Genomic DNA, 22,806 nt, shown 5'->3' with positions numbered 1-22,806 from the left:
AGCTAACTGCAAATTTGTAATCCCATATGCGCTATTCATACGCAACATCGAAAACTCCACTTCCAAACACGAGTTTATGTTCTGGTCGTGGTCTAAGATTTCTACCGTATTTATCCAAAACTCTTCTCCAGATATCCAAGTAAGCTTCTTGTCTTGGCCCTAATCTGCTAACGGCGCTCTTACTAATTTTTCTCCACTGGTTGGGCATTACAACAACATCAAAGTTAACTGCATATGGCGAATTTTCGATCTTTACCGCCTTCACTTCAAGCCCAAAGAACCCAATATCTTGACCAGTATTCTCGTTGAGCCAGTTTAGCGCCTGTTTATGCTCTTCTGAGAAATTTTCGGCTATCCACACTATAACCTTTGCATCCAAGCCCGATGCATAAGTAAGAATTTACCAAGGTGATCATGGTTTGTTTTTTCAAATTGGTTTTCAATAATCACGACATCTCCCCTGTTTGCATCTCTTGCGACTATGTCCGCAAAATAACATCCAATCTGGTATTCCCTTTCAATGTCTTCGAGTTCTACTCCTATTTTCTCTTCAAGAATTTCAATGTTCTCAACAAGCCAATTGCTGAACTCTTCCTCCCGAGAAAAGACTTTCCTAATGGGGAACACATCCAAACGGGCAATTTCTGCCCTCCTATTACCGTTGTTAGAATGTGTTTTTTAAGTTATAACACTATCGCATTAATTTTAGGATTAAATTCACTTGATAATTTTCTCCTCCCATCAACGAGCCTCGCTATCCTCTCGGCAAGCTTCAACTCCTCTGGTGTGTTCACGTTTAAAGCCAAAAGAGGATTTCTTAGCTCAACGAATTCTTCTCCCTCATAGAAAACTCCATTAATTCCTACAATTGCGTATCCTCTGTAAGTTGCAACTCCAAGGTCTTTTGACACGATGTTTAAAGGCAAACCTCCAGTGATGCTGGTTTTTTCTTTTCAAGCTCGCTCCTTATAAGGGCAATATCACGCGCCTTTACGAAAGGCAGATCTGCTGAGACTCTTACAAATGGCTCAAACTCCTTCAAGAGCCACTGAACGTCTTCAATATAGCGTGTTGACGAAGGGAATCCTCTCCCGGAGGCGTAGTTCCCTGGTTTTTGGTGTGTTCTTCGAGAGAGCAACAAGGGTTTCATCTATCTTTGAGCTCTCATTGTTTATCTGCTATTTTCAATACTGGTTTTTCTTTATCCCATTCTGGTAGACTTTCCACCCGCTAAGATGATTATCATTGCTATCACAAAAAGAGGATTTTTACATAATTCAAAGCTTTTGTGAAATCCGTGTCCATAGTGACTACTGTAAGATCAAAAACGTTTGCAACAGCACACTGGTAGGCATCGTCGAAATCAAGATTGAGGGTCTTATGTATCCTAATGAGTTCTGGATAGCCCTCTACTGGTAAAGAGAGAATCTCCACATTTGGAAGAACATCTTCTATGAATTCTTCAAAAACCTCTGGTTTTCTTAATTTGAAAAGTATCACTCCAATTGAGTGCAGAGAAAAATCTGTCATATAAAGTCTATCAATATTCTCAGAAAGAAATTTCTTTGCCTCCTCTTTCTTCTTTTGACCAAGAAGGATCTCCAAGAAAACATTTGTATCCACAAGAAACATCAAGTCCTCCACTCCAAAGCCTTGTGTTGAAGTTCAACTGAGGAAAGCTCCGACTTAACTTTGCCTTCCCATGAAAACGTGAATCCCTTTCTTTTTTTCTCACGATATTTTTTAAGAAGGAACTCTGCATAATCAAAAACCTCCTTTTTAAGCTCAGGAGGAAGTTTGGAGAGAACCTTCTCGATCTCTTGCATATTCTCACCGAATAGAATTTGGTTCAGAAAACTTTTAAACTTATGCGTCAGTTTCATTCCAATAGCATAAATACAAAAGCCATAAGTAAAAGTGTTTCGGCTCTTGTTATCTCCGCTACTGCTCCAATGAGGTCCCCATTTAAACCTCCGAAATTGTCTATACTAACCTTCATGACGTATGCACTAACCAAAAGTCCAACAACTGAAAATGGCCTCTGGGTTATAAAATCCTATAGGGAAGATGAGGACTGAACATAACAAGGTGCCAACAGTTAATTGCCTTTAGTTCATCTTTTCCATAAAGTACCATCCTAATCCTGATCCAAGTGGTTTTTTGGTGGCTAAAGCAAGGAGCATTGCATACTTTGAGTTCAGCTCAGCTAGAAATATTGCATAAAATGGGAGATAGTTTAGAGAGTATATCTGAACAAAAAGTACCATTACAACAGCAAAAATTCCAGCTATACACGTGTTCAGATCTTTCATGGTTTTAATCTTCTTTTTTCTGTCTCCTTTAGCCATAACTCCATCGGCCCAGTCGGCTAGTCCATCCAAGTGGAGCAGGCCTATTATGGAGTAAAGCGAGAGAATTGCTAAGATGTTTTTCATAGGAAGGTCAAGGTATAAAATCAAAGTGGGCAGAGAGGAGGTAAGGGTAGCAAGCAGAGGAAAGGCCCATATTTCATTCCTAGCTTTTTCGAAGTTTCCCCTTATTGGGACTCTTGTCATGAAGGGGATGATGTTTCTCATGCAACCACCTGGCTAATTAATCCAATTGCAAGAAAGCTTAAAAAGTCTGCCCCATGTACGAATACTGCCAGGATAAGCAGTAGGGGCGATTTAAATCACTAATACTACTTGAGAAAATCAGAAAAAGTTGAGAGGAATATAAAGGCTGAAATCATTGTTTACTAGGTGGGTTCAGTCTTAATCTTTTTTCATCTTTTTTATGGAATCTTAACTTAAGATAGTCTAACTCTAACGTCCTACTGATTATCCTGGACAATATCGGAGTATCAACAGTAAAATTTATAATTATTGCACAAAAGATATCCCAGGCTCCCCATTAAACCAATTGTACATCCCCAAGTTGGAGGGGAAAGAATGGAAGCAATAGCAGTTGAAGATCTCACCAAGAGCTATGGAGAAATCAAAGCCCTCGATTCTTTAACTTTTTCAGTGCAGGAAGGAAACATTCTCGGGATTATTGGACCGAACGGTGCGGGAAAAACAACCTTAATAAGAATTCTCAGTTTACTGCTTAAACCGGACAAGGGCAGAATACTCCTGTACGGTCATGAGGTTAATTCCCGCAAAAGCGAAATTAAAAACTTCTTTGCGCTTCTGCCCCAAGAGGCAAAGGCCCATTTTTACACCCTCACGCCTTTCGAGTACATTTACCACTACCTCAGGATGCGTGGATTTTCAAGGAAAGATGCCAAGATTCGGGCTGGAAAGGCTGTGGAGGAGTTTGGCATTGACTATGCCGATAAGATAATGTCAACGCTTTCGGGTGGCATGGTGAGGAAAACTCTGCTCGCCATGATTTTGTCGGCTGATGCTAAAATCTACTATCTGGATGAGCCTACTGTGGGGCTCGACGTTGAAAATCGCCTGAAGTTGTGGGAAATATTGAGAGAAAAAAGCAAGAACTCCACCGTAGTAATAACAAGCCACTATTTGAACGAAATTTCCAGCGTATGCGACAACGTGCTTCTCCTTAAAAAAGGAAGGGTGGTTGCTTTTGGTAAACCCGAGAAAATTGCACGGCAGTATCTATCACAGTTCCATTCGAAGATAGTTGTTTTTGGGGAGTTTACCAAGGAGGACTATACAACAAGGAGGGCAGGGAAGAACACTTTCGTCTATGCCAAGTCAAAATCAGAGGAAAGAGAGGTGATTGAGGAGCTAAAAGATACTGGAATCCCTTTTAAAAGAGAGGAACTGACCATAGAAGATATATTCCTTGTGGGGAATTTGAGATGAACCTCTGGGCAATAATTGAGTATTATGGGAACGCATTAATGAAGAGCAAAAGCTCAATCTTAAGTTTTGCCATACAACCACTTTCGTTTATTTTTATCGTCTATGTGATTAGTGAGGGCAGATTTCTTTCATCCGCCATTGCAGGAGCCATCGTCAGCTTCATCGTCGGGGTTGGGATGGCAGATCTTCCAATAGAGCTGGTGGGGATGAAAGTTCGTTCAAAATTTTACGATATAATGATGTCTTTACCTGGAAACTCAGCAGAGAAGATGCTCGGAATATCGATAGGCATGAGTTTGCCGGCTACGCCCTACTTGGCAATACTCATTCTCACCCTCCTTGCAAAGTTTGGGCTTTCTCACATAAAATATGTAGCCTTCGGTGTGGTTTCTCTGTGGATATGGAGCACGACCATTGGAATGTACATGGGTGTCAAAATGAGGGAACCCCTTACGGTTATGAGGCTGTCAACGGTTTTAACAACCATACTAACGGTTTTTCTTCCGGTTTATTACCCCATAACTCTCGCACCCGAGAAACTACGCTATGTTCTCCTCCTTATACCCACCGTCAGTGCTTCCCACCTGATAGCATATGACCATCCGCAATATGAGAATTTGTCTATGGCATCATTGGTGTTCTGGCTGGTTTTGTGCTTGGTATTGATTCTTACCATCGAGTTCAGGGAAGATTAGATTGTTATTCCTCTTCCTTCGTTGGGAGTCCCGGATGAAGTGAGCTCGAAAACTATTGTCATGCATCCTGCAATGAATCCCCAATTGCATCGTCCAGGAAAGGAGGGAGCTCCTTTAAAATCCCGGGCTTTTTTTGTGTCATAGTAAAAGAAGTTAAAGAGGGCTATCTTTCCCCCTATATACTCAGCTATGTTAATCCCGATGAGCTCATCAGCAACTAGGTTTACCGGATCAACTTCAACTTTAAAGCTCTCCTCCAAGAGCAGAGCAGCTGTCAAAAGTGCTTGGATATTTATATCGTTTAGATAGCTCCCCATGAGTTGCTCAATGCCATCTTCTTACCCTATGTGATTGAGTTCAACATGAAAAGCGACTACGCAAGGAAGAAATACATTGAGATAGCAAAGGAAATTGGGTTCAACACCGCTGAGATGGCGAAAAAAGCTTATGCAGATCCCCCGGTGAGCTTCAATCCCGTGGAGCCCAGCGTTGAAGATCTATAAAAAAGCCCCGCTTAACAGTTCTTCCTAAGCGAAAGCTTAAAATATTTTTGTGAATAAATATGAATGCATTATAGTGGAAGAGATGCTCTACATGATAAAGTAAGCTAGTGAAGTACTTGGTGTCTCAAAAACAATCCAGAAATGGGGCAGGGAAGGAAAAATCATAACCGTTAGAACACCTGAGCGGGGTTGAGCGTGATGATTTGCCCCCAATGAACCCGGAGGGGGGCTGAACGTGATGAAACCCAAGTCCGTCGTGAGGGTTGATTTGAATGGACGAAGATTTACTCACACTCACTCATAAAAACTCACGACGGACAGATCCCAGAAAGAAGGGGCGATTTTGGGAGATAGATTTTGCTAGGGGGATTGCGCTGACGATGATGCTAATCTCTAATTTCGTTACTGATCTACAATTTTTCCTAGGATATTCCGAATACAAGACATTCTGGAAAGTATTTGCATATGCAACGGCTTCACTGTTTGTCTCCATCTCTGGGCTTTCCCTATGGATAAGCCACTCAAGAGGAAGAGAAATAAAAAGGGACATTATGAGGTTTGTAAAGCTCTTTGGTCTGGGAGTGCTGATAACGCTAACAACCCACATTGTACTTGACAAAGGGACAATCTACTTTGGAATCCTTCATTTCCTGGGAGTAGCATCAATCCTTGCAATCCCTTTCTATTCTCTGGGATGGAAGAATGTTTTTCCAGCTTTCTTCTTTCTTGCAGGAGCTAAGGTTGTGAAAAATTTCCATGCAGACACTCTCATCCTGCTTCCCCTGGGAATTACGCCAAGAAGTTTTTTCACTTTAGATTACTTTCCAATCTTTCCCTGGTTTGGAGTTTTCCTCTTGGGGACCACTATAGGATCTCTAATTTATCCAAGTGGGGAGAGAAAACTCAAACTAAAAAACCCTAACAATCCCATTGTTAACTTCATCTGCTTCCTGGGAAGAAACACGCTAAAAATATACCTCCTTCACCAGCCAATATTCGTGGGCCTGCTAATGCTTATTTATGGGGAGCTACCTAATATGAATCTGTGATAAGGAATGTCCTAAAACTGTTGGCTCTGCTCGCAGATGAGATTGTGATAGTAGCTCTAGTGATCATCTTCTTAAGAAGAGTCTCTGCAAGGTTAGCCGTAATAGTAGGTGGCGCGCTCATTTTATTCAACCTTTTCCTGGTTAAGTTACTCTGGGGAACTCTCAAAAAGAAAGCTGAAGTTGGCGCTGAGGCTCTAATTGGAGAAAAGGCCGTAGTTGTTGAGGATTTAAATCCAGTTGGACTTGTAAAGGTGAAAAATGAATTATGGACGGCCGAATGTATAAGTGGAACCGCCAGAAGGGGAGAAAAAGTTAGGATAGTTCAGGTTAAAGGAGCTAAGCTACTCGTGGAAAAGGACGACAATGCGGGAAAATTTTTATAAACCATTTTTAGAGCTCATGGTTGAGGGGAGTAAAGATGGTCAAGCTCAAGGCCATCATCGTAAAGGATAGGGACGGCGAGGAATTCCTAAGGTGCCCCAGGTGTGGAATGGTATTCAAGAGGAGGAAGGACTACACAAAGCACGTTAACAAGGCTCATGGCTGGCTCTTTGGAAGGGGTAAGCCAAAGGGCAAGAGACTCCAGAAGAAGTACCTCAAGGCCTCCCAATGAATTTTAATTTTTGATGATGAAACAGCCAGGACCCTGATGAGATGATGAATGGTGGGCTTAGCTGACGTAGCTGTTCTCTATTCTGGAGGAAAAGATTCCAATTATGCCCTTTATTGGGCCATAAAGAATAGATTTAGTGTTAAGTTTCTTGTAACGATGGTTAGTGAGAACGAGGAGAGCTACATGTACCACACGATCAATGCAAACCTAACTGACTTACAGGCAAGAGCCCTGGGAATTCCACTCGTGAAAGGGTTTACCCAGGGTGAGAAGGAGAAGGAGGTTGAAGACCTCAAGAGGGTTTTGAGTGGGCTTAAAATTCAAGGTATAGTAGCTGGAGCTTTGGCTAGCAAATACCAAAGAAAAAGGATAGAAAAAGTTGCCAAGGAACTTGGCTTAGAGGTTTACACTCCCGCGTGGGGAAGGGATGCTAAAGAATACATGAGAGAGCTCTTAAACCTGGGATTTAAAATTATGGTTGTTGGAGTTTCCGCCTATGGCCTGGATGAAAGCTGGCTTGGAAGAATACTCGACGAGAGTGCCCTCGAAGAGCTAATAACTTTAAACGAGAAATACAAGGTACACGTGGCTGGTGAGGGTGGAGAATTCGAGACCTTTGTTCTGGACATGCCCTTGTTTAAGTATAAGATCGTTGTTGACAAAGCAAAAAAAGTGTGGGAGCCCTGCACTTCTTCCGGAAAGCTAATAATTGAAGAGGCCCATCTTGAATCAAAATGAGGGGAATAATTGAAGATTTATCCCAGGATGGCCTTGGAGTTATTAATGGCATTGAAGTTCCCTTCTGCTACCCAGGGGATGAGGTAAGAATAACGAGAACTAGGGATAGATTTGGAAGAAAGATGGCCTCAGAATTTTCACTCATAACCCCTTCTCCCCTTAGACAAAGGCCGAGGTGCAGGCATTACGGAAAATGTGGTGGTTGCTTATGGCAGGGAATGAAATATGAGGAGCAACTAAAATTCAAGAAAGAGCTCTTTAGGAGAATTACTGGAATTGAAGCGGAAATACTTGGTTCGCCCAGGATTTGGGAGTTTAGGAATATAAGCAACTTCATAGTTTCGGTAAACGGGATAGGACTTAAAGAATTTGCGAGGCCAAAGACGGTTGTCGATTTAAAAGAGTGTCCAGTCTTCTCCAACAGGACTCCACTATATATAAGGGCAATGAAGGAATTTCTTAGGGAAAGCGGGCTAAAACCATGGAACTGGAAGGAGGGAGACGTTCACTATCTACAAGTTAGAGAGGGAAAGTTTACAGGTGAAGTTATGGTAAACATAATAGCCCATAGGCCCCCTGAAGAAACCATTCTAGAGTACTTCCCGTTTGCAGACTCAGTATACTGGAGCATAAAGAGGGATAAAAGAGATGACCCTTCAGGAGAGCCAATTCATCTTGGAGAGAAAGAATTTATATCCGAGAAAATTTTTGGAATTAAATATCTCCTTCGCCCTGGGATCTTCTTCCAGACAAACAGCTATGCCCTCCCTCTACTCTTAAAAGCAGTTGAAGGGTTCTTGGACGGATCTAAGGTGCTTGACCTCTACTCTGGAATCGGGACGTTCTCATTATACTTGACCAAGAAGGGATTCAACGTGGTGGGGGTAGAAATAAACAAGACTGCAGTTGAGGTTGCGAAGTTATCAGCTGAGCTAAACTCCCTCAACGTTGAATTCAAGGCCAAAAGGGCCGAAGAGGAAAATATTGAAGGGTACGACGCCTTGATTTTAGACCCTCCCAGGAAGGGGTTAGGAGAATTTGCGGGAGTTGTGGAGAAAAAAGGGCCTGAGAATGTAGTTTATGTATCATGCAATCCAAAGAGATTCATATTGGATTTCAAAAACTATCTATCAAGGTCTTACAAAGTGGAGGATGCAATTCTCATAGACATGTTTCCCCACACTCCCCATGTGGAAGCTGTGATTAAGCTAAGGAAATATTCATAAGTAGACCAACCCTCCTGTAAACCATGAAGGAGATCCTCCTTTTAGCTCTCATAAGCCTCGGCTGGATATTTAACTACTCTCACAGGATGGCCGTTCCAGCTTTGGCCCCCTTGATTAGGGAAGACCTAGGAATTGGAAATGCTGAGATAGGATTGTTAATGACTTCTCTTTTACTTCCCTACGCTCTAATTCAAGTTCCTGCTGGATATCTAGGGGACAGATTTGGAAGGAAGAAGATGGTCGTGCTCAGCATAATTGGGTATTCTTTATCCTCAGCTCTTATTTTCGTAGCTAGGGATTACTGGGAACTTGTTGGCATTAGAGCCCTCTATGGATTCTTTGCTGGCCTTTACTATGCTCCGGCCACAGCTTTGATTAGTGAGATATTCAAGAATAGAAAGGGTTCGGCCCTGGGGATATTCATGATAGGCCCCCCAATAGGTTCAGGAATAACTCCTCTAATAGTTGTTCCAATAGCTCTAACCTTTAGCTGGAGAACTAGCTTCCTCGTTCTTTCTTTGATGAGTACTATGGTAGGAATTCTTTTGCTCCTAACTATCAAAGAAGATTGGAAGAGCGTGGGAAGAGTAAGCTTTTCAATTCCCAGGGGAGTCATACTCCTCAGCATAGCTAATTTCCTGGGAATGTCAGCCTTCTTTGCAGTTCTAACTTTCCTAGTTTCATTCTTGGTTGACAAAGGAATGAGTGTAGAAAAAGCTGGATTGGCATTTTCTCTCCTCTCCACATTTGGAATTTTAGGCTCAATTCTTGGTGGATTTGTCTACGATAGAATTGGAAAAAGGAGCGTTTTACTCGCCTACCTTCTAAATTCCCTCTTTACATTTTTGATTTTAGTGAATCAGAACATCCTAATCCTAGTTCTCTTAGGTTTAGCAATTTACTCCGTCGGAGGAATAGTAACGGCCTATACAGCCGAAAAATCTAGAAAAGATAATTTAGGTGTAGTTATGGGTTTCGTGAATATGATGGGATTCTTTGGGGCTACAGTTGGGCCCTATGTTGTTGGGGTAATGATAGACAGCTTAGGCTATTCTAACGCCCTACTCTTCGTTCCGATCTCATATCTTTTAGCCGCAACTCTAATTTTCCTGGACGAAAAACTTCATTAACCCTACCTTTCAACGCTAAGATGGTGATCTCTATGGAAGATCCCTACATATGGATGGAAAACCTCGAGGATGAAAGGGTTCTGAAAATAATTGAAGAAGAAAACAAGAGGTTTAGGGAGTTTATTGGTGAGCTAAGCGACAAGCTGTTCCCCGAGGTATGGGAACAATTTTCCCAACCCACAATTGGAATGGCAAGGATAACCAAGAAAGGAATAATAGCTTCATACAGCGAGAAAGATAGAGTTGTGATAAAGTGGTTCAATGGTGATGTTATAGTTGATTCCAAGGAATTGGAAAGAGAAGTTGGAGATGAAGTTCTTCTCCAGGGATTCACAACGGATGAAGAGGGAGAAAAGCTCGCCTATAGCTTTTCCATTGGAGGGGCGGATGAGGGAATAACGAGGATAATAGACCTCAAAACTGGGGAAGTCATAGAGGAGATAAAGCCCTCCATATGGAACATAACCTTCCTAAAGGACGGCTACTACTTCACAAGGTTTTACAGAAAGGAGAAGACTCCCGATGGGGTTAATCCTCCAGCCGCAAGAATGTTCTGGAAGGACAGAGAAGGGGAGAGGATGGTCTTTGGAGAAGGGCTAACATCGGGATACTTCATGAGCATTAGAAAAAGTTCCGACGGAAAGTTTGCGATTGTGACCCTAACTTATGGATGGAATCAAGGCGAGGTATACATCGGACCAATTGACAACCCCCAGGAATGGAAGAAGGTGTACTCTGCAAGTGTTCCAGTGGAGGCGATAGATGTTGTCAATGGAAAGCTGTACATCCTCACCAAGGAAGGGAAAGGGCTAGGAAAAATAATTGCCATAAAAAATGGGAAAATAGATGAGGTTATACCAGAGGGGGAGTTTCCGCTAGAGTGGGCTGTGATAGTGAGGGATAAGATATTGGCTGGAAGGCTCGTCCACGCGAGCTATAAGCTTGAGGTATACACTTTAAACGGCGAAAAGATTAAAGAAATCACCTTCGACGTTCCAGGAAGCTTGTATCCCTTGGACAAGGATGAAGAGAGAGTTCTTCTTAGATACACAAGCTTTACCATCCCATATAGGCTCTACGAGTTCAAGGACGATTTAAGGCTGATTGAGGAGAGAAAAGTTGAGGGGGAGTTCAGAGTTGAGGAAGACTTTGCCACAAGCAAGGACGGGACAAAGGTTCACTACTTCATAGTGAAGGGAGAGAGGGATGAAAAGAGGGCCTGGGTATTTGGCTACGGTGGATTCAACATCGCTCTAACTCCAATGTTCTTCCCTCAAGTGATACCATTCCTCAAGAGAGGAGGAACATTCATCATGGCCAACTTAAGGGGAGGAAGCGAGTATGGTGAGGAGTGGCATAGGGCTGGAATGAGAGAGAACAAGCAGAATGTCTTCGATGACTTCATAGCAGTCCTTGAAAAGCTAAAGAAAGAAGGCTATAAGGTAGCTGCATGGGGAAGGAGCAACGGTGGCCTCTTGGTTTCAGCAACATTAACTCAAAGACCCGACGTTATGGATTCCGCATTGATAGGGTACCCAGTGATTGACATGTTGAGGTTCCACAAGCTCTATATTGGTAGCGTTTGGATTCCAGAATACGGAAATCCAGAAGATCCAAAAGATAGGGAGTTCCTCCTGAAGTACTCTCCCTATCACAACGTTGATCCTAAAAAGAAGTACCCACCAACGCTAATCTACACTGGCCTCCACGATGACAGGGTTCACCCGGCACATGCCCTCAAGTTCTTCATGAAGCTGAAGGAAATAGGTGCCCCGGTTTATCTAAGAGTTGAGACGAAGAGTGGTCATATGGGCGCTTCTCCAGAGACAAGAGCCAGGGAGCTCACAGATCTCCTGGCCTTTGTTCTCAAGACCCTTTCCTGATATCCTCTTCTATTATTCTTTTCATCCACGTACCCTTCATGAACCACATGAGCGCTATTGTTGCCGCTAAAAAGTTGCTCATGCCCATGCCAAAGAACACGCCCTTTGGAGTCATTCCAAAAAGCTCTGCAAGCGGTATCCAAACTCCTAATAGATTAATTCCCGGAACGTACCCGAAAATGTAGCTTAGAGGTATCCTAAAGCCCCAAAGACGGAGCATATCTAAAATCATTCTCTTCTTTGTGTGGCCCGCAGAGCTGAAAGTCATCGTTACAACGACAAATATTCCGTTGAAGAATGGAACTGAAGTCAGGAAGTATTTGAGCACGTATTCACTCTGGGCAATAACCTCTGGATCATCCAAGAATACCCTGAAAATCGGAACCCTAAAGATCCCAATTATGAGCACAGCTAGAGAGGCTATCATGAAGTTAGTTATCATTGCCCTCTCAGCTATCTTCTTTGCCCTCCCATATTTCTCTGCCCCTATATTCTGAGCCACCATGGTTCCCATTGCCATGCTTATTCCTCGAGCTATGCTCGTTAGAAAGTTCACAAGACGAGTGGTTATTGTGTAAGCAGCGTAAGCCACATCCCCATAACCATAAATAATTCTAGTGAGAAAAACAAAGCCAAAGCTATTCGCTGATTGCCCAACTGCTGCTGGTAGGCCAACGCGAAATATCCTCGAGTAGAAGTGGAAATCTGGCTTGAGGGTCTCTCTCGTTAGGTGAAGGCCAAGTTTTCCACGTGTCAAGAGCCAAGCTCCTATAAGAGCTCCAGTAGCATTTGAGAGAACTGTAGCTATCGCGGCCCCAGCAACCCCCCACTTTGGGAAGGGTCCAATGCCAAATATAAGGAGTGGATCAAGGATTATGTTCATGAAGACTGTAAGCATGCTTATCTTCACTGGGGTTTTTGTATCGCCAGCAGCTCTCATTAGAGCTGAAAAGGCTATGAAAGTGAAGGAAAACGGAACCCCAGCAAAAACAACTGTAGCGTAGGCCTTTGCATAGGGATAAACGTTTGGAGTGACTTTCATGAAGTGAAGAGCATATGGAAGAATAGCAAGACTTATAGCGGCAGTTAGGGTTGAAAAAAGAAGCATGAGAGAGTAAAGGGCTCCAGCGGAGCGGTTGGCCCTCTCGTACTCTCCAGCCCCTATATACTGCCCAATGAAGGCGAAGCCAGCTGTTGCAAACCCCATACCAAGAGCCATTAGTGTCCCGATTATTGGCCAACTTGTCCCAGGAGCAGCTAGAGCTTCTCTCCCAAGCTTTCCAAGCCAAAATGTGTCTGTTATGTTGTATAGAACCTGAACAAGGTTGCTAATGATTAAAGGATACGCTAACTTGATGAGAGTCTTTTCTATTGGACCATTAAGGATTTGCTCTCGCATCGCTTGAATCTTTCCGCGCTCCATTTTTACCACGTCAGTGGTGCTCCTCAATAACACCCCTTAACCAGCTTCCCTTGAGGAACCAAGCCAAGCCTATAAGAGCTCCTATAACGTTACTTAATCCCATTCCAAGCCACATTCCTGCAGTGTCTTTCATGGCAACTCCCAGCCAATAGCTCAACGGAATTCTGAGGATCCACAGCCTTATTATTCCAAGTACCATGCTCTTCTTCGTGTGTCCCGCACTATTAAAAACCTGATTTACAGCAGAGAATATACCGAAGAAGGGTAAGGAAGCTGAGAAGTACATGACAACTTTTTTGCTCTCAGCTATTACCATGGGATCATTGACGAAGAACTTGAAAATTGGAACCCTAAATATTGCAAACAAAAGCGTTCCAATGCTCAATATCGTGAAGTTTATGAGCATGGCTTTTTCAGCTATTTCCTTAGCCCTCTCGTACTTTCTGGCCCCAATATTTTGCCCAACCATAGTACCCATTGCCATGCTAATTCCATCTGAAAAGGCAAACATGAAGTTCGTTAACCTGTTAGTTATGCTATAGGTGGGAAAGGCAACGTCCTCATACCCCTTAATCCCATGGGCTTCACCATAAATTCTTCCAACCGTAAATATTACTCTAGTGAGTACTACGAATCCAAGGGCGGAGGTTGAGTCTCCAATGCTTGAAGGCAAGCCAACCCTAAATATTCTAGAGTAGAATTTTAGATCAGGCTTTAAGTTCTCCAGGGTTAAGTGTATCCCAACTTTTCCAGTAAAGAGGAGGTAACCCCCAATCAAGGAGCCAACGCTGTTCGAGAGCATCGTTGCAATGGCCGCTCCAGCAACTCCCAACCTGGGAAATGGTCCCCAGCCAAAGATAAAGAATGGATCTAAGATAATGTTTAGGATGATTGTACCTATGTTGATCTTAACGGGAGTTTTCGTATCTCCAATAGCTCTCAGGAGAAAGTTAAACGCGAAGAGCGTAAATGAGAAAGGTATTCCTGCAAAGATTATTCTTGTGTATGTTAGGGCATAGGGAAATATAGTTTCGCTAACCTTCATGAATCTCAAAAAGTAGGGAGCTAATACTATTCCAAATATACTCATCCCAGTGGCAAAAATTAAGAGGAGCGAATACAGAGCTCCAGCATAGCGGTTGGCCTTCTCATAATCTCCTGCCCCAATGTATTGACTCACAAAGGCGAAGCCGGCAACCACGAATCCACTACCTATGCTCATGAGAAACCAAACTAGGGGCCAGGCCGTCCCAGGGGCTGAAAGCTCAATTCTCCCCAATTTACCAAGCCAAAAAGTGTCGGTTAAATTGTAGAGAACGTGAACGAGTTGATTAATTATTATAGGATAAGCTAACACTAAGAGAGTAGGGACAATGGGACCGTTGAGTATCTTCTCCCTGTTGGCCTCTATTTTTTCTCTGCTCATCTCGATTAGATAGGAATCTAAGCGTTTTAAAAAATTTATTATGGATAAAAAAGCCCACTACTTCCTCTTCCTTAGCTCAGACAATAGATCTTTAACGGCGTTGACGAGTTCTTCAAGAGTAGCATTATCGTGATTTATTCCTATTGTAATCTTCATGTCAGTTGTCGCAAATGAGATATAAACGGTATTCCCCTTGCTATGTGCAAAAAACTGTTCCACAGTTTCCTCTCCTGCATCAACTTCCTCTTCTGCCCCAGCAGGTATCTCTGGACTATCCTCAAGTATCATGGGTCTTGGCTCCATCTCAGCATCACCTCCATCTCTTGACCGTTGGTTAAATTTAAAAATGCTTAGCTTTAGCCTAATCCGAGGTGGGAAGTAATGAAGCCAATGTACAGGTCAAGGTCATGGAGAAGGAAGTACGTTAGGACACCTGGGGGAAGAGTTGTAATCCACTTCGAGAGGAAGAAGCCAAAGATTGCTCACTGTGCAATGTGTGGCAGGCCACTGAACGGAATTCCCAGGGGTAGGCCTGTTGAAATGAGAAAGCTACCAAAGACAAAGAAGAGACCCGAGAGGCCAATGCCACACCTCTGCCCTAGGTGCATGCGTAAGGTAATGAAGGAGCAAATTAGAGCTCAACTCAGCTGAAGGGGTGCCCCATGCCCAAGGGGTGCCTCGTAATAACTGTTAGTGGTTTAGCTGGTTCGGGTACAACTACCCTATGTAGAAAGTTGGCCGAGCACTACGGCTTTAAGCACGTCTACGCAGGTTTAATATTCAGGCAGATGGCAAAGGAAAGAGGGATGACCTTAGAGGAGTTCCAGAAGTATGCAGAGCTTCATCCAGAGATAGATAGAGAGGTTGATAGGAGACAAATAGAGGCCGCTAAGGAATGCAATGTTGTAATTGAAGGGAGATTAGCTGGGTGGATGGTAAAGAATGCAGATTTGAAGATTTGGCTTGACGCCCCCATAAGGGTTAGGGCTGAAAGGGTTGCAAAGAGAGAGGGAATAAGTGTTGAAGAGGCCTTTATGAAGATAGCTGAAAGGGAAATGCAGAACAGGAAAAGGTATTTAAACCTATATGGTATCGACATAAACGACCTTTCCATATATGATTTGATAATTGACACATCTAAATGGTCGCCCGATGGGGTCTTCGCAATTGTGAAGGCTGCCATCGACCACCTGGACCCCGTCGGCGACGCGGGGTCGAAAAAAGAGAAGGAGGTGGGATGAATGCCTGCAATCGATGTTGGTAGAATAGCTGTAGTAATCGCTGGAAGAAGAGCTGGACAGAAGGTAGTTGTTGTTGATATCATAGACAAGAACTTCGTTCTAGTTACTGGGGCAGGGCTCAACAAGGTTAAGAGGAGAAGAATGAACATAAAGCACATTGAGCCCCTTCCACAGAAGATTGACATTCCCAGGGGAGCAAGCGACGAGGAAGTTAGAACTGCCCTTGAGAAGGCAGGAATAAGCCTTGCCTGATTTCTTATTCTTTTTAATAAAGTTTAAGTTTTCCTACTTGTAATATTCTCTCATGATTGGCTCAATATTTTATTCCAAGAAGTTTAACCTCCATAGACCTAGTGAGTATCATCCAGAGAATCCCAAGAGACTCGAAATCGTTCTTTCCAAGGTCAGAGAGCTTGGACTTGAAGAAAGAATAGAAGAACCAAACCCAGTTGAAGAGACTTTCGTTGAGAAAATTCACGACAGGGATTACATCAACTTCGTTAAAGAGGCCGTTGAAAAAGGAATTACGAGACTTGACCCAGATACCTACGTCTCCCCTGGGACTTGGAGTGCGGCATTGTTAGCTTTAGGAGCCGCAAGGAGTGCAGCTTTATCGGCCCTTCACTATGGAGGCCTCCACATGGCTTTAGTTAGGCCCCCTGGGCATCACGCAGGAAGAAGAGGTAAAGCAATGGGGGCTCCAACTTTAGGCTTCTGCATCTTCAACAACGCGGCCTCTGCAGTTGTCACCTTGAAAGAAGAGGGAGTTGGAAAAGTTGTTGTAATAGATTTTGACGCTCATCATGGAAACGGGACTCAGGAAATATTCTGGAACGATCCCGATGTGATTCACATAGATCTACACGAGAGAGACATCTACCCAGGGAGTGGGGATGTGAGTGAAGTTGGAGGGTCAAATGCTTATGGGAGCAAGATAAACCTCCCAATGCCCCACTATTCTGGGGATGGGGATTACATATATGTTTGGGACGAAATTGTGCTTCCAATAGTTGAAGAAGTTAAGCCAAAGGTCATCGTAATTTCCGCGGGCTTTGATGGATTTAAAGGGGATGGTCTAACAACATTAAGGCTCACAGAAAGTTTTTACTCTTATGCAGGGGCTACATTAAATAAATATCCCTTGGCATTTATATTGGAAGGCGGGTATGGAGTAGGGTTAGATAAAGGTTTTCCGGCCTTCATAATGGGCTACGAAGAGGGTAAAGCGAAAGCTCGAGAAGAGCCAAGATATGAGACCCTAAAGTTGGCGGAGGAGGTTAAGGACATCTTGAGTCCCTGGTGGTCGTTATAAGTTTTTAGAAGAATTATGGTGGGCCCGCGGGGCTTCGAACCCCGGACCTCCCGCTTATCAGGCGGGCGCTCTGACCAGGCTGAGCCACGGGCCCATTTGGTGCCCCGGCCGGGATTTGAACCCGGGTCGCGGGATCGAGAGTCCCGCATGATTGACCGGGCTACACCACCGGGGCGTGCCCAATAGTTTTCCCTAGCTATAAATTTAAAAAGTTTTCGATCCCCGCATTGATACTGTCAGGATAACTGGGGTATCACCTCCTGAAGCCATTCAGTCACATCACCAGGCGGTCCACCAAACCGAGAATGAATTCTAACAAAATTATACCAGAATGAAAACAGAAAAACAAACCTGTGAACCCTCCTCCAGTCTCTAGCCCTGAAGTTATTCCAGAAACGCTTTGTTCTCTCTTTAACAGTCCTAAACCAGCGCTCAACACAGTTCCTCGGCCCGAAAGTCACATGCAGATAATCCAGCCCGAGAGATTTAAACGCTGATTTATACCACGGCCCTTTGTCAACCAGGAAAATTGGCTGTCCCTCGCAGGATTTCAAAACAACTAGAATGAAGTCCCTGGCAATCCACCAGTTCCTAACGCTTGTAATCCATACTGCTAGGATTTCTTTGCTCTCAACGTCGATTGCAGCCCAGAGAAATCTCTTCTGGCCGTTGATCTTTATCACTGTCTCGTCAATTGCGATGAAGTTTCTCTGTTTTTTGACTGCGAGGATTTTCGGCTGGTAAACTGCTTTCGCGAATTTTTGGACTGTTTCCCAGACTGTTGTGTGGCTGATTTCGAGGATTGTTCCTACCTGTCTGTAACTTAGTCCGTGCAGGTACAGGTTTATTGCCCTGGTTTTCTTTTTTGCTGGGATTTTGTTCCGGCGAAAGGTTTTTAAGACTGAAACCAGTAAGTAAATAATGGTTTCAGTCCTCATTTCTCTCCCCTTTTCTGAAGAGGTATCAGAAACTTAAACCTAACGTCCCACTGCTTATCCTGACAGTGTCCCCGCATTGTTACTCTTACCTGAATTGTTCGAAGTTTTGGCTAGGAATATTATAAGCTAAAGTCTTAAATTATATTTTGGATAAATATAGTAATTGCCAGGAGGTGATAGTGTGGTGGCTCTTGACGAGCCTCTTCCTTATGTTGGAGTTACACCCATGCAAGTGTTAACTGCAATAGTAGTCTTAATAGTGGGGTATATTGTGGCAAAGGTAGTCGTTGCTTCCTTCAAGCGAGGGCTCAAGAAAACAAAACTTCCCGAGCTTGTCGTGGAATTCCTCGGAAGATTCCTCAGCGCACTCCTCTACGTGGCAGTAATACTACTCGCAGTTAGAGCCCTCGGTATCGAAGTTGGATCAGTAGTCCTGGGCCTGTCAGCAGTGATAGGTTTAATCTTGGGCTTTGGAATGCAGGACACACTCACCAACCTAGCAGCGGGCGTCTGGATAGCCGCCCTAAGACCCATTGACATTGGCGAAGTCGTTGAAGTTGCAGGAAAAGTTGGAAAAGTCAATGCCGTTGGCATAATGAGCACAGAACTGCTAACTGCAGACAATGTCCTCATAACAATCCCCAACAAACTCGTCTGGGGGAACGTTATAACCAACTACACGAGAATGCCAACGAGGAGGGTTGACGTAAATGTTGGAGTGGCCTATGGTACAGACCTCGACAAGGCCATTAAAGTGGCCATGGAGCTAATGCAGAACCATCCAAAGGTTCTCAAAGACCCCGCTCCAGCAGTTGTTGTAACAGAACTTGGTGACTCATCAATAAACCTCCAGCTTAGGGCATGGGCGAAGACCGAGGACTACTGGACCGTTAAGTTCGACCTAACCAAAGGCATATACGAGGCTTACAGAAGAGAAGGCATAGAAATACCATTCCCACAATTAGACGTACACATAAAAGAAATGCCAAAGTGAGGGGGTTTGTTCTTTACTTTTTTGTTTATTTTCAGTGACGGTCACTAACTTTACAGAGCTCTCCCGTTACTTACTATTCATAAGGAAGCTTTCATCATTCTTGACATGGACAGTCTTCACTCCCAAACCGATACCAGCAGAGAGTTTACCAATCTTGAGAGTTGCGCCTATAAAATAAGCACCATACAGCTGTACTTGAGATTCTCATAGGTAAGCTGAGGATCAAGACCAACGACGATGTACTCTAGTTCTCTCCATTTTTCTCTCGCTTCCCCACACTATTTCATCCCAAGTTTTAAGTCTTCAAATCAAACAACTTTAAATCATTGTAGAAGGAGTTTTCGGTTTTGCTCATTTTTACGTCAAATTCTCCTGTTGAAATTTCGTTGTTTTCTGAGATGCCTACGTTGCTGAAAATTGCCACGGCATTATACTTTTCCGCAAAAGTACTCCTTAAAGCTAAATGGGAGTACGATATAATAGACTGTCAGCAGTTCCTGTATTTCCCGTGTTTTTCATCTAAAGTGCACTTTGCTCTTAGGAAAATCCCCTAGTAATCACCTGGCATGAACTCTGGAAGGAGTATTGGAAAGATTACTTAGGAGCCATGGGCACTTTTGGTATCAAAATAGAAAAATCAATGAGCAAATTGACTTCCCACCATGTATCCGTCTCTCACCTCACCCAAAAGAGACTCCACTATATTGGTGTTGACAGTACTCTGATCCCAAATGGAATTGATTTTAGAAGACTACTCCCTGCTTGTTGGTTATGTAAAAGTCTGCTCTAATTGTGTCTCCTGGGGAATAAGTTTCGTTCAAGAAGATTTCAATTTCAATGTCTTCATCGTCAATTAGAAGCTTTTGGAGGTTTTCTGTTTCATTAGTTAAGACCTCTTTTTCCATTTCTTGAGTAGCTAAGGTTTCTGTTTCTTTTGGTGTCTCGGTTTTAGTTTGAGTCGTGGTTATCTCTGTCTTTGGTTTTTCAATAGCCTTAATCTCGCTAACTGTGAGATTATCTAAATAAATTATCCCGGTGCCGTTTATTATAATCACTAGAGAAGAGAATTTGGCTTCTTTGAAGGGTATGGCTATTATCTCTACATTTTTCCATCCAAAAGAGCCTTTTCCTATAAATGTAACGTTCCTGGCAAATATGAAAGTTTTATTTTCATCAAATAAAGCGAAGGTGAGCAGTAGAGGGAGGAGCAATAACGTGATTAATTTTTTCATTGGATTCACCTTGTTAAAGTCTTGCTTCCACGCATAAACTCCTTTATTGTTCCAATCTTTGTCGCTGTCTTTTTATATTTTGACTATGGGCTTTAAAATTTTCTTTTGTCTTTCCAAACTTTCTCATGTTTTTATGTCACTGCTTTAACAGAGAACCAGAGAAATTTAAATTCACTAAAAATCTTATAAATTTGACAGTATAAACTTTTTATGGTGATATTATTATGGGAATGGAAGTTAAGCGAATTGATAGTCAGGGTAGAATTGTTTTACCAAAAGAGTGGCGGAAAAGGTGGGGTAACGAGGTAATTCTAATCGAATTTGAAGACAGGATAGAGATTTTACCAAAGAGGAAGCCAAAACTTTCAGAGTTCTTTGATATAATCGAAGTGGAAGAGGTTGAGGAAGACGTTGAAAAAGAGCTTTTAAAAGAACTTGCAGGGGAGTATGAATGAGATTCATTGACAGCAATGTTTTTCTTTATGCGATGATAAAGCCAAAAGGGAACACAAGTAAGGAGATTCTCAAAAAGAAGGAAAAAGCCAAAAAGATTCTTCTAAGGGTCGAAAATGGAGAAGATGTTGTGACGACATTGATACACTTAAGCGAGATTGCAAACATCTTGGAGGCAAAGGTAAACCTCACAACTGCGGTAAGATTTTTAGAAAACCTGCTCCTCGCTGAAAATGTTAAAATTCTCCCAGTGTCTGTGGAGGAATATTTGAAAGCAGTACTTATTTCTAAAGAAAAAGGAATAAGTGTAAATGATGCCCTAGCTTATCTCAAAATGAAAGAACTCAACATTAAAGAGATATACACGTTTGACAGACATTTTCAGAACTTAGATGTTGAGGTGATCCAAGACTGACGACCTTTTCTACCTAAAAGCCTAGCCCTTTAGGTGGGGAGGAGATCAGCTTATCTCCCAATCTCAATGCCTCCTCATCTTGACTCTACTAATTATCCTTCTGAACTTCTCTTCCAATCTCTTAGATGCTCAAGACGAAGGTTGTCAGAGAGATTATTAATCCCCTCTCGAACCAGTCCTGAGGGGTGTATCTTAGGACTATTTCAAGATTTCCGGTTTGGTTGATCCAGAAGCCATTGATTACACCATACACTGGAACTGGAGAGACTTTTTCTACGAGTTTGCCATCGAAGCCTAGAATAAGTTACTCAAACACAGATACTTATCTTTACATAAACCTTGATTACCAGTATGCGATTTTCATGAATGCAGAGGCATTTAACACAACCCTAACAAAGCTCTTCATCAATGCAAGTGGGCCCTATGAGCTTGTTTATTCCGATGGAGGGCTGACAAAGATATTGAAGCTCAAACACCCCAACGTGAGAATTGAGAGGAGTGGAGATAAAATCATTTTCAGGTTTGATAACGCTACCGGGACAAAACTAAAGATATGGGGTTTTCTTGATAACGCCACTATGGTTTTTGATTTGAGCTCCCAAAAGATGTGGAGGGGGAGGTTATAATGTACACATATCTCAAGGACAAAGAGGTAATGGACAGGGGAATTTTCAGAAGGGATTAAATCTCCTTAACCTCCACGTTGAGTTTTAGGCTCTGTATTGTCCCGTTTATTGCCTGAATTATTCTCCAAGCCTCTGTATCAGCACAGTTCTCTCCTCTTAAGCAGCTCTCAGGTATTGGAGGTTCCTTATCCTTGAAGAGTAAAAACCAGAGTTGCCACCTTCCGGGCTTATCTATGCTGAATGTGTAGTTTTTCTCAAACTGCGGCGTCCAGTTGCCCTCGATGTTCACCGGAATAGGGGGCAGGGTCACGTTGAAGTAATCCATAAGGTACATCTCGTGGACTATAGTCTCATTCGTAGTGAAGTTAAAAGTTAAGTTCGCGAGCCATATCTCAACGAAGTACGTGACGTTCCTGTGCTCATGATTAACTATTCCAATTATCACAGTCCCATTTTGCCCAACGTAAAGCTTCGTCGGGTAATCACTCGCCTTCCCCCTGGGCCCAAGGATGTAGAACTCGGTAAAAGCTTCGCCAGGCTTTGGATGGGTTATCACATAAACCAAAGTGGCGATGGAGGATATTATCGCGATTATCAAAATGACTGTTAGGGCCTTGTCGAGCTTGCTAGCTTTATCCCACTCGAGCTCCTCTTTTATCTTCTCAATGCTCACCCTTGGGATCCATGGATCAACGGCGTTGGTCCTTCTATAAATAGCTGCAATAGCAAAGATGAGATTGAAGACGGTTAAGCTAACGAGAATCGGAACTAGCCTTATTCCCCAAGGAGTGTAGTTGAGGCCCAAACCTATGAGGGGCACAATGGCAATGCTCAAACCAATGCTTAAAGCTAAGCGCTCAAGATTGTCGAGTTCTTTTCTCTCGGGGAAAAGGGCCGTTATGAACACGTAACCCGGGAAGAATAGCACAAATGCTAGACCAAGGACCTTCCTAAGCAAACTGTCAGGATAAAAAGCTATAAGAAAGTCGAGAAGGAGTGAGAGCGCGATGATAGTTATTAAATCCCAGTAATCCTCAACCTTCATCCAATCACCAAGAGGAAAAATAGAAGGAGTCTTAAAATTCTTTTGTACTTCT

29 protein-coding genes, 2 tRNA genes and 4 pseudogenes are annotated in these 22,806 nt (G+C 43.0%); 20 read left to right on the top strand and 15 right to left on the bottom strand.

Going from position 1 to position 22,806, the window contains the following annotated elements:
- Window positions 1-31: 31 nt before the first annotated feature.
- The 6 genes and pseudogenes from ACMFNG_RS06830 to cobS form a co-directional block, all read right to left on the bottom strand.
- On the bottom strand, window positions 32-379 hold the full coding sequence (locus ACMFNG_RS06830; protein ID WP_211356673.1) for a hypothetical protein: 348 nt from the start codon (window positions 377-379) through the stop codon (window positions 32-34).
- On the bottom strand, window positions 361-633 hold the full coding sequence (locus ACMFNG_RS06825; protein WP_011011971.1) for a hypothetical protein: 273 nt from the start codon (window positions 631-633) through the stop codon (window positions 361-363). The genes ACMFNG_RS06830 and ACMFNG_RS06825 overlap by 19 nt, the downstream gene beginning before the upstream one ends.
- A gap of 50 nt (window positions 634-683) precedes the next feature.
- Window positions 684-1,246 (bottom strand): annotated as a pseudogene (locus tag ACMFNG_RS06820) (GTP--adenosylcobinamide-phosphate guanylyltransferase).
- Between the two features lie 5 nt (window positions 1,247-1,251).
- Window positions 1,252-1,632, bottom strand: a complete 381-nt coding sequence (locus ACMFNG_RS06815; protein WP_011011968.1) for a type II toxin-antitoxin system VapC family toxin — start codon at window positions 1,630-1,632, stop codon at window positions 1,252-1,254.
- A complete protein-coding gene (locus ACMFNG_RS06810) occupies window positions 1,632-1,826 on the bottom strand; it encodes a DUF2281 domain-containing protein (protein WP_014835248.1) in 195 nt (64 codons plus the stop codon). Before ACMFNG_RS06810 ends, ACMFNG_RS06815 begins: the two co-directional genes overlap by 1 nt.
- A 53-nt stretch (window positions 1,827-1,879) precedes the next feature.
- A pseudogene (gene cobS / locus ACMFNG_RS06805) lies at window positions 1,880-2,576 on the bottom strand (adenosylcobinamide-GDP ribazoletransferase).
- A gap of 354 nt (window positions 2,577-2,930) precedes the next feature.
- On the opposite strand from cobS, the gene ACMFNG_RS06800 reads away from it, so the two are divergent.
- On the top strand, window positions 2,931-3,812 hold the full coding sequence (locus ACMFNG_RS06800; protein WP_011011964.1) for an ABC transporter ATP-binding protein: 882 nt from the start codon (window positions 2,931-2,933) through the stop codon (window positions 3,810-3,812).
- Window positions 3,809-4,507 (top strand): hypothetical protein, encoded by a 699-nt coding sequence (locus tag ACMFNG_RS06795; RefSeq protein WP_011011963.1) that lies wholly within the window; start codon window positions 3,809-3,811, stop codon window positions 4,505-4,507. Before ACMFNG_RS06800 ends, ACMFNG_RS06795 begins: the two co-directional genes overlap by 4 nt.
- Here ACMFNG_RS06795 and ACMFNG_RS06790 read toward each other — a convergent pair.
- Window positions 4,504-4,827 (bottom strand): annotated as a pseudogene (locus ACMFNG_RS06790) (phosphatidylglycerophosphatase A); the annotation flags it as partial. The gene ACMFNG_RS06795 and the pseudogene ACMFNG_RS06790 overlap by 4 nt on opposite strands.
- On the opposite strand from ACMFNG_RS06790, the gene ACMFNG_RS06785 reads away from it, so the two are divergent.
- The 9 genes and pseudogenes from ACMFNG_RS06785 to ACMFNG_RS06745 all read left to right on the top strand — a co-directional run bounded on the left by ACMFNG_RS06785 (window position 4,828) and on the right by ACMFNG_RS06745 (window position 11,649).
- Window positions 4,828-5,010: a hypothetical protein gene (locus ACMFNG_RS06785; protein WP_143522503.1), complete on the top strand. Its 183-nt coding sequence runs from the start codon at window positions 4,828-4,830 to the stop codon at window positions 5,008-5,010.
- Between the two features lie 67 nt (window positions 5,011-5,077).
- Window positions 5,078-5,191, top strand: a pseudogene (locus ACMFNG_RS06780) (IS607 family transposase); the annotation flags it as partial.
- 91 nt (window positions 5,192-5,282) lie between these two features.
- Window positions 5,283-6,059: a heparan-alpha-glucosaminide N-acetyltransferase gene (locus ACMFNG_RS06775; protein ID WP_011011960.1), complete on the top strand. Its 777-nt coding sequence runs from the start codon at window positions 5,283-5,285 to the stop codon at window positions 6,057-6,059.
- Window positions 6,056-6,442, top strand: coding sequence for an NfeD family protein (locus ACMFNG_RS06770; RefSeq protein WP_011011959.1), 387 nt, complete (start codon window positions 6,056-6,058; stop codon window positions 6,440-6,442). The genes ACMFNG_RS06775 and ACMFNG_RS06770 overlap by 4 nt, the downstream gene beginning before the upstream one ends.
- Before the next feature lie 35 nt (window positions 6,443-6,477).
- Window positions 6,478-6,672: a C2H2-type zinc finger protein gene (locus ACMFNG_RS06765; RefSeq protein WP_014835246.1), complete on the top strand. Its 195-nt coding sequence runs from the start codon at window positions 6,478-6,480 to the stop codon at window positions 6,670-6,672.
- A 48-nt stretch (window positions 6,673-6,720) separates the two neighbouring features.
- On the top strand, window positions 6,721-7,410 hold the full coding sequence (locus ACMFNG_RS06760) for a diphthine--ammonia ligase (protein ID WP_011011957.1): 690 nt from the start codon (window positions 6,721-6,723) through the stop codon (window positions 7,408-7,410).
- Complete coding sequence (rlmD, locus tag ACMFNG_RS06755; RefSeq protein ID WP_011011956.1) at window positions 7,407-8,636, top strand: 23S rRNA (uracil(1939)-C(5))-methyltransferase RlmD; 1,230 nt, start codon at window positions 7,407-7,409, stop codon at window positions 8,634-8,636. The genes ACMFNG_RS06760 and rlmD overlap by 4 nt, the downstream gene beginning before the upstream one ends.
- Before the next feature lie 23 nt (window positions 8,637-8,659).
- Window positions 8,660-9,766 (top strand): MFS transporter, encoded by a 1,107-nt coding sequence (locus tag ACMFNG_RS06750; RefSeq protein ID WP_011011955.1) that lies wholly within the window; start codon window positions 8,660-8,662, stop codon window positions 9,764-9,766.
- Window positions 9,767-9,798: 32 nt separating this feature from the next.
- A complete protein-coding gene (locus ACMFNG_RS06745; protein WP_011011954.1) occupies window positions 9,799-11,649 on the top strand; it encodes a prolyl oligopeptidase family serine peptidase in 1,851 nt (616 codons plus the stop codon).
- Here ACMFNG_RS06745 and ACMFNG_RS06740 read toward each other — a convergent pair.
- The 3 genes from ACMFNG_RS06740 to ACMFNG_RS06730 are packed head-to-tail and all read right to left on the bottom strand — an operon-like array spanning window position 11,633 to window position 14,801.
- Window positions 11,633-13,072, bottom strand: coding sequence for an MATE family efflux transporter (locus ACMFNG_RS06740; protein ID WP_014835245.1), 1,440 nt, complete (start codon window positions 13,070-13,072; stop codon window positions 11,633-11,635). The genes ACMFNG_RS06745 and ACMFNG_RS06740 overlap by 17 nt on opposite strands.
- 10 nt (window positions 13,073-13,082) lie before the next feature.
- Entirely contained in the window at window positions 13,083-14,498 is a 1,416-nt protein-coding gene (locus ACMFNG_RS06735; RefSeq protein WP_011011952.1) for an MATE family efflux transporter, read from the bottom strand.
- Between the two features lie 57 nt (window positions 14,499-14,555).
- Window positions 14,556-14,801, bottom strand: a complete 246-nt coding sequence (locus tag ACMFNG_RS06730) for a hypothetical protein (protein WP_011011951.1) — start codon at window positions 14,799-14,801, stop codon at window positions 14,556-14,558.
- A gap of 78 nt (window positions 14,802-14,879) precedes the next feature.
- On the opposite strand from ACMFNG_RS06730, the gene ACMFNG_RS06725 reads away from it, so the two are divergent.
- From ACMFNG_RS06725 to ACMFNG_RS06710, 4 genes are read left to right on the top strand one after another with little or no spacing between them, the layout of a single operon-like run.
- Window positions 14,880-15,149 (top strand): 50S ribosomal protein L34e, encoded by a 270-nt coding sequence (locus tag ACMFNG_RS06725; RefSeq protein ID WP_011011950.1) that lies wholly within the window; start codon window positions 14,880-14,882, stop codon window positions 15,147-15,149.
- A gap of 11 nt (window positions 15,150-15,160) precedes the next feature.
- Window positions 15,161-15,739, top strand: coding sequence for a (d)CMP kinase (cmk, locus tag ACMFNG_RS06720; protein WP_430515126.1), 579 nt, complete (start codon window positions 15,161-15,163; stop codon window positions 15,737-15,739).
- Window positions 15,740-15,991 carry a 50S ribosomal protein L14e gene (locus ACMFNG_RS06715; RefSeq protein WP_288073403.1) on the top strand — a complete coding sequence of 84 codons (252 nt, stop codon included), beginning with the start codon at window positions 15,740-15,742 and terminating at the stop codon, window positions 15,989-15,991.
- A 52-nt stretch (window positions 15,992-16,043) separates the two neighbouring features.
- A complete protein-coding gene (locus ACMFNG_RS06710) occupies window positions 16,044-17,051 on the top strand; it encodes a histone deacetylase family protein (RefSeq protein ID WP_430515125.1) in 1,008 nt (335 codons plus the stop codon).
- Between the two features lie 16 nt (window positions 17,052-17,067).
- On the opposite strand, the gene ACMFNG_RS06705 is transcribed toward ACMFNG_RS06710, so the two are convergent.
- From ACMFNG_RS06705 to ACMFNG_RS06695, 3 genes are all read right to left on the bottom strand, one after another.
- Window positions 17,068-17,145: transfer RNA gene (locus ACMFNG_RS06705), tRNA-Ile, on the bottom strand.
- A gap of 3 nt (window positions 17,146-17,148) precedes the next feature.
- Window positions 17,149-17,226: transfer RNA gene (locus ACMFNG_RS06700), tRNA-Glu, on the bottom strand.
- A gap of 61 nt (window positions 17,227-17,287) precedes the next feature.
- On the bottom strand, window positions 17,288-17,989 hold the full coding sequence (locus tag ACMFNG_RS06695) for an IS6-like element ISPfu5 family transposase (protein ID WP_011011653.1): 702 nt from the start codon (window positions 17,987-17,989) through the stop codon (window positions 17,288-17,290).
- Between the two features lie 181 nt (window positions 17,990-18,170).
- On the opposite strand from ACMFNG_RS06695, the gene ACMFNG_RS06690 reads away from it, so the two are divergent.
- Together ACMFNG_RS06690 and ACMFNG_RS06685 are read left to right on the top strand one after the other, a co-directional pair.
- Window positions 18,171-18,983, top strand: a complete 813-nt coding sequence (locus ACMFNG_RS06690; RefSeq protein ID WP_011011946.1) for a mechanosensitive ion channel family protein — start codon at window positions 18,171-18,173, stop codon at window positions 18,981-18,983.
- Between the two features lie 607 nt (window positions 18,984-19,590).
- A complete protein-coding gene (locus ACMFNG_RS06685; protein ID WP_237718487.1) occupies window positions 19,591-19,773 on the top strand; it encodes a glycosyltransferase family 4 protein in 183 nt (60 codons plus the stop codon).
- On the opposite strand, the gene ACMFNG_RS06680 is transcribed toward ACMFNG_RS06685, so the two are convergent.
- Window positions 19,727-20,215 (bottom strand): hypothetical protein, encoded by a 489-nt coding sequence (locus tag ACMFNG_RS06680; protein ID WP_011011944.1) that lies wholly within the window; start codon window positions 20,213-20,215, stop codon window positions 19,727-19,729. The genes ACMFNG_RS06685 and ACMFNG_RS06680 overlap by 47 nt on opposite strands.
- Before the next feature lie 224 nt (window positions 20,216-20,439).
- Here ACMFNG_RS06680 and ACMFNG_RS06675 point away from each other — a divergent pair, with 224 nt between their 5' ends.
- The 3 genes from ACMFNG_RS06675 (at window position 20,440) to ACMFNG_RS06665 (ending at window position 21,709) form a co-directional block, all read left to right on the top strand.
- On the top strand, window positions 20,440-20,670 hold the full coding sequence (locus ACMFNG_RS06675) for an AbrB/MazE/SpoVT family DNA-binding domain-containing protein (RefSeq protein ID WP_011011943.1): 231 nt from the start codon (window positions 20,440-20,442) through the stop codon (window positions 20,668-20,670).
- A complete protein-coding gene (locus tag ACMFNG_RS06670) occupies window positions 20,667-21,083 on the top strand; it encodes a type II toxin-antitoxin system VapC family toxin (RefSeq protein WP_011011942.1) in 417 nt (138 codons plus the stop codon). The genes ACMFNG_RS06675 and ACMFNG_RS06670 overlap by 4 nt, the downstream gene beginning before the upstream one ends.
- A gap of 185 nt (window positions 21,084-21,268) precedes the next feature.
- Window positions 21,269-21,709 (top strand): hypothetical protein, encoded by a 441-nt coding sequence (locus ACMFNG_RS06665; protein WP_011011941.1) that lies wholly within the window; start codon window positions 21,269-21,271, stop codon window positions 21,707-21,709.
- A 55-nt stretch (window positions 21,710-21,764) separates the two neighbouring features.
- Here the strand turns inward: ACMFNG_RS06665 and ACMFNG_RS06660 are convergent, their stop codons facing one another.
- Window positions 21,765-22,754, bottom strand: a complete 990-nt coding sequence (locus ACMFNG_RS06660; RefSeq protein ID WP_011011940.1) for a DUF1616 domain-containing protein — start codon at window positions 22,752-22,754, stop codon at window positions 21,765-21,767.
- Between the last annotated feature and the right edge of the window lie 52 nt (window positions 22,755-22,806).

The organism is Pyrococcus woesei (assembly GCF_050496105.1).
In the GTDB taxonomy this organism is placed as follows: Archaea; Methanobacteriota_B; Thermococci; order Thermococcales; family Thermococcaceae; genus Pyrococcus; species Pyrococcus furiosus.
The sequence above is the reverse complement of the archived record's forward strand: the minus strand, read 5'-3'. Positions and strand labels throughout refer to the sequence as shown.

Excerpts from the sequence above, each read along its gene's own strand:
- ACMFNG_RS06815 (WP_011011968.1), bottom strand. The coding sequence starts at position 1,632 with ATGTTTCTTGTGGATACAAATGTTTTCTTGGAGATCCTTCTTGGTCAA.
- ACMFNG_RS06810 (WP_014835248.1), bottom strand. The coding sequence starts at position 1,826 with ATGCAAGAGATCGAGAAGGTTCTCTCCAAACTTCCTCCTGAGCTTAAA.
- ACMFNG_RS06800 (WP_011011964.1), top strand. The coding sequence starts at position 2,931 with ATGGAAGCAATAGCAGTTGAAGATCTCACCAAGAGCTATGGAGAAATC.
- ACMFNG_RS06795 (WP_011011963.1), top strand. The coding sequence starts at position 3,809 with ATGAACCTCTGGGCAATAATTGAGTATTATGGGAACGCATTAATGAAG.
- ACMFNG_RS06775 (WP_011011960.1), top strand. The coding sequence starts at position 5,283 with ATGGACGAAGATTTACTCACACTCACTCATAAAAACTCACGACGGACA.
- ACMFNG_RS06765 (WP_014835246.1), top strand. The coding sequence starts at position 6,478 with ATGGTCAAGCTCAAGGCCATCATCGTAAAGGATAGGGACGGCGAGGAA.
- ACMFNG_RS06760 (WP_011011957.1), top strand. The coding sequence starts at position 6,721 with ATGGTGGGCTTAGCTGACGTAGCTGTTCTCTATTCTGGAGGAAAAGAT.
- rlmD (WP_011011956.1), top strand. The coding sequence starts at position 7,407 with ATGAGGGGAATAATTGAAGATTTATCCCAGGATGGCCTTGGAGTTATT.
- ACMFNG_RS06750 (WP_011011955.1), top strand. The coding sequence starts at position 8,660 with ATGAAGGAGATCCTCCTTTTAGCTCTCATAAGCCTCGGCTGGATATTT.
- ACMFNG_RS06745 (WP_011011954.1), top strand. The coding sequence starts at position 9,799 with ATGGAAGATCCCTACATATGGATGGAAAACCTCGAGGATGAAAGGGTT.
- ACMFNG_RS06740 (WP_014835245.1), bottom strand. The coding sequence starts at position 13,072 with ATGGAGCGCGGAAAGATTCAAGCGATGCGAGAGCAAATCCTTAATGGT.
- ACMFNG_RS06735 (WP_011011952.1), bottom strand. The coding sequence starts at position 14,498 with ATGAGCAGAGAAAAAATAGAGGCCAACAGGGAGAAGATACTCAACGGT.
- ACMFNG_RS06730 (WP_011011951.1), bottom strand. The coding sequence starts at position 14,801 with ATGGAGCCAAGACCCATGATACTTGAGGATAGTCCAGAGATACCTGCT.
- ACMFNG_RS06725 (WP_011011950.1), top strand. The coding sequence starts at position 14,880 with ATGAAGCCAATGTACAGGTCAAGGTCATGGAGAAGGAAGTACGTTAGG.
- cmk (WP_430515126.1), top strand. The coding sequence starts at position 15,161 with ATGCCCAAGGGGTGCCTCGTAATAACTGTTAGTGGTTTAGCTGGTTCG.
- ACMFNG_RS06715 (WP_288073403.1), top strand. The coding sequence starts at position 15,740 with ATGCCTGCAATCGATGTTGGTAGAATAGCTGTAGTAATCGCTGGAAGA.
- ACMFNG_RS06710 (WP_430515125.1), top strand. The coding sequence starts at position 16,044 with ATGATTGGCTCAATATTTTATTCCAAGAAGTTTAACCTCCATAGACCT.
- ACMFNG_RS06695 (WP_011011653.1), bottom strand. The coding sequence starts at position 17,989 with ATGAGGACTGAAACCATTATTTACTTACTGGTTTCAGTCTTAAAAACC.
- ACMFNG_RS06685 (WP_237718487.1), top strand. The coding sequence starts at position 19,591 with ATGGGCACTTTTGGTATCAAAATAGAAAAATCAATGAGCAAATTGACT.
- ACMFNG_RS06680 (WP_011011944.1), bottom strand. The coding sequence starts at position 20,215 with ATGAAAAAATTAATCACGTTATTGCTCCTCCCTCTACTGCTCACCTTC.
- ACMFNG_RS06675 (WP_011011943.1), top strand. The coding sequence starts at position 20,440 with ATGGGAATGGAAGTTAAGCGAATTGATAGTCAGGGTAGAATTGTTTTA.
- ACMFNG_RS06670 (WP_011011942.1), top strand. The coding sequence starts at position 20,667 with ATGAGATTCATTGACAGCAATGTTTTTCTTTATGCGATGATAAAGCCA.
- ACMFNG_RS06660 (WP_011011940.1), bottom strand. The coding sequence starts at position 22,754 with ATGAAGGTTGAGGATTACTGGGATTTAATAACTATCATCGCGCTCTCA.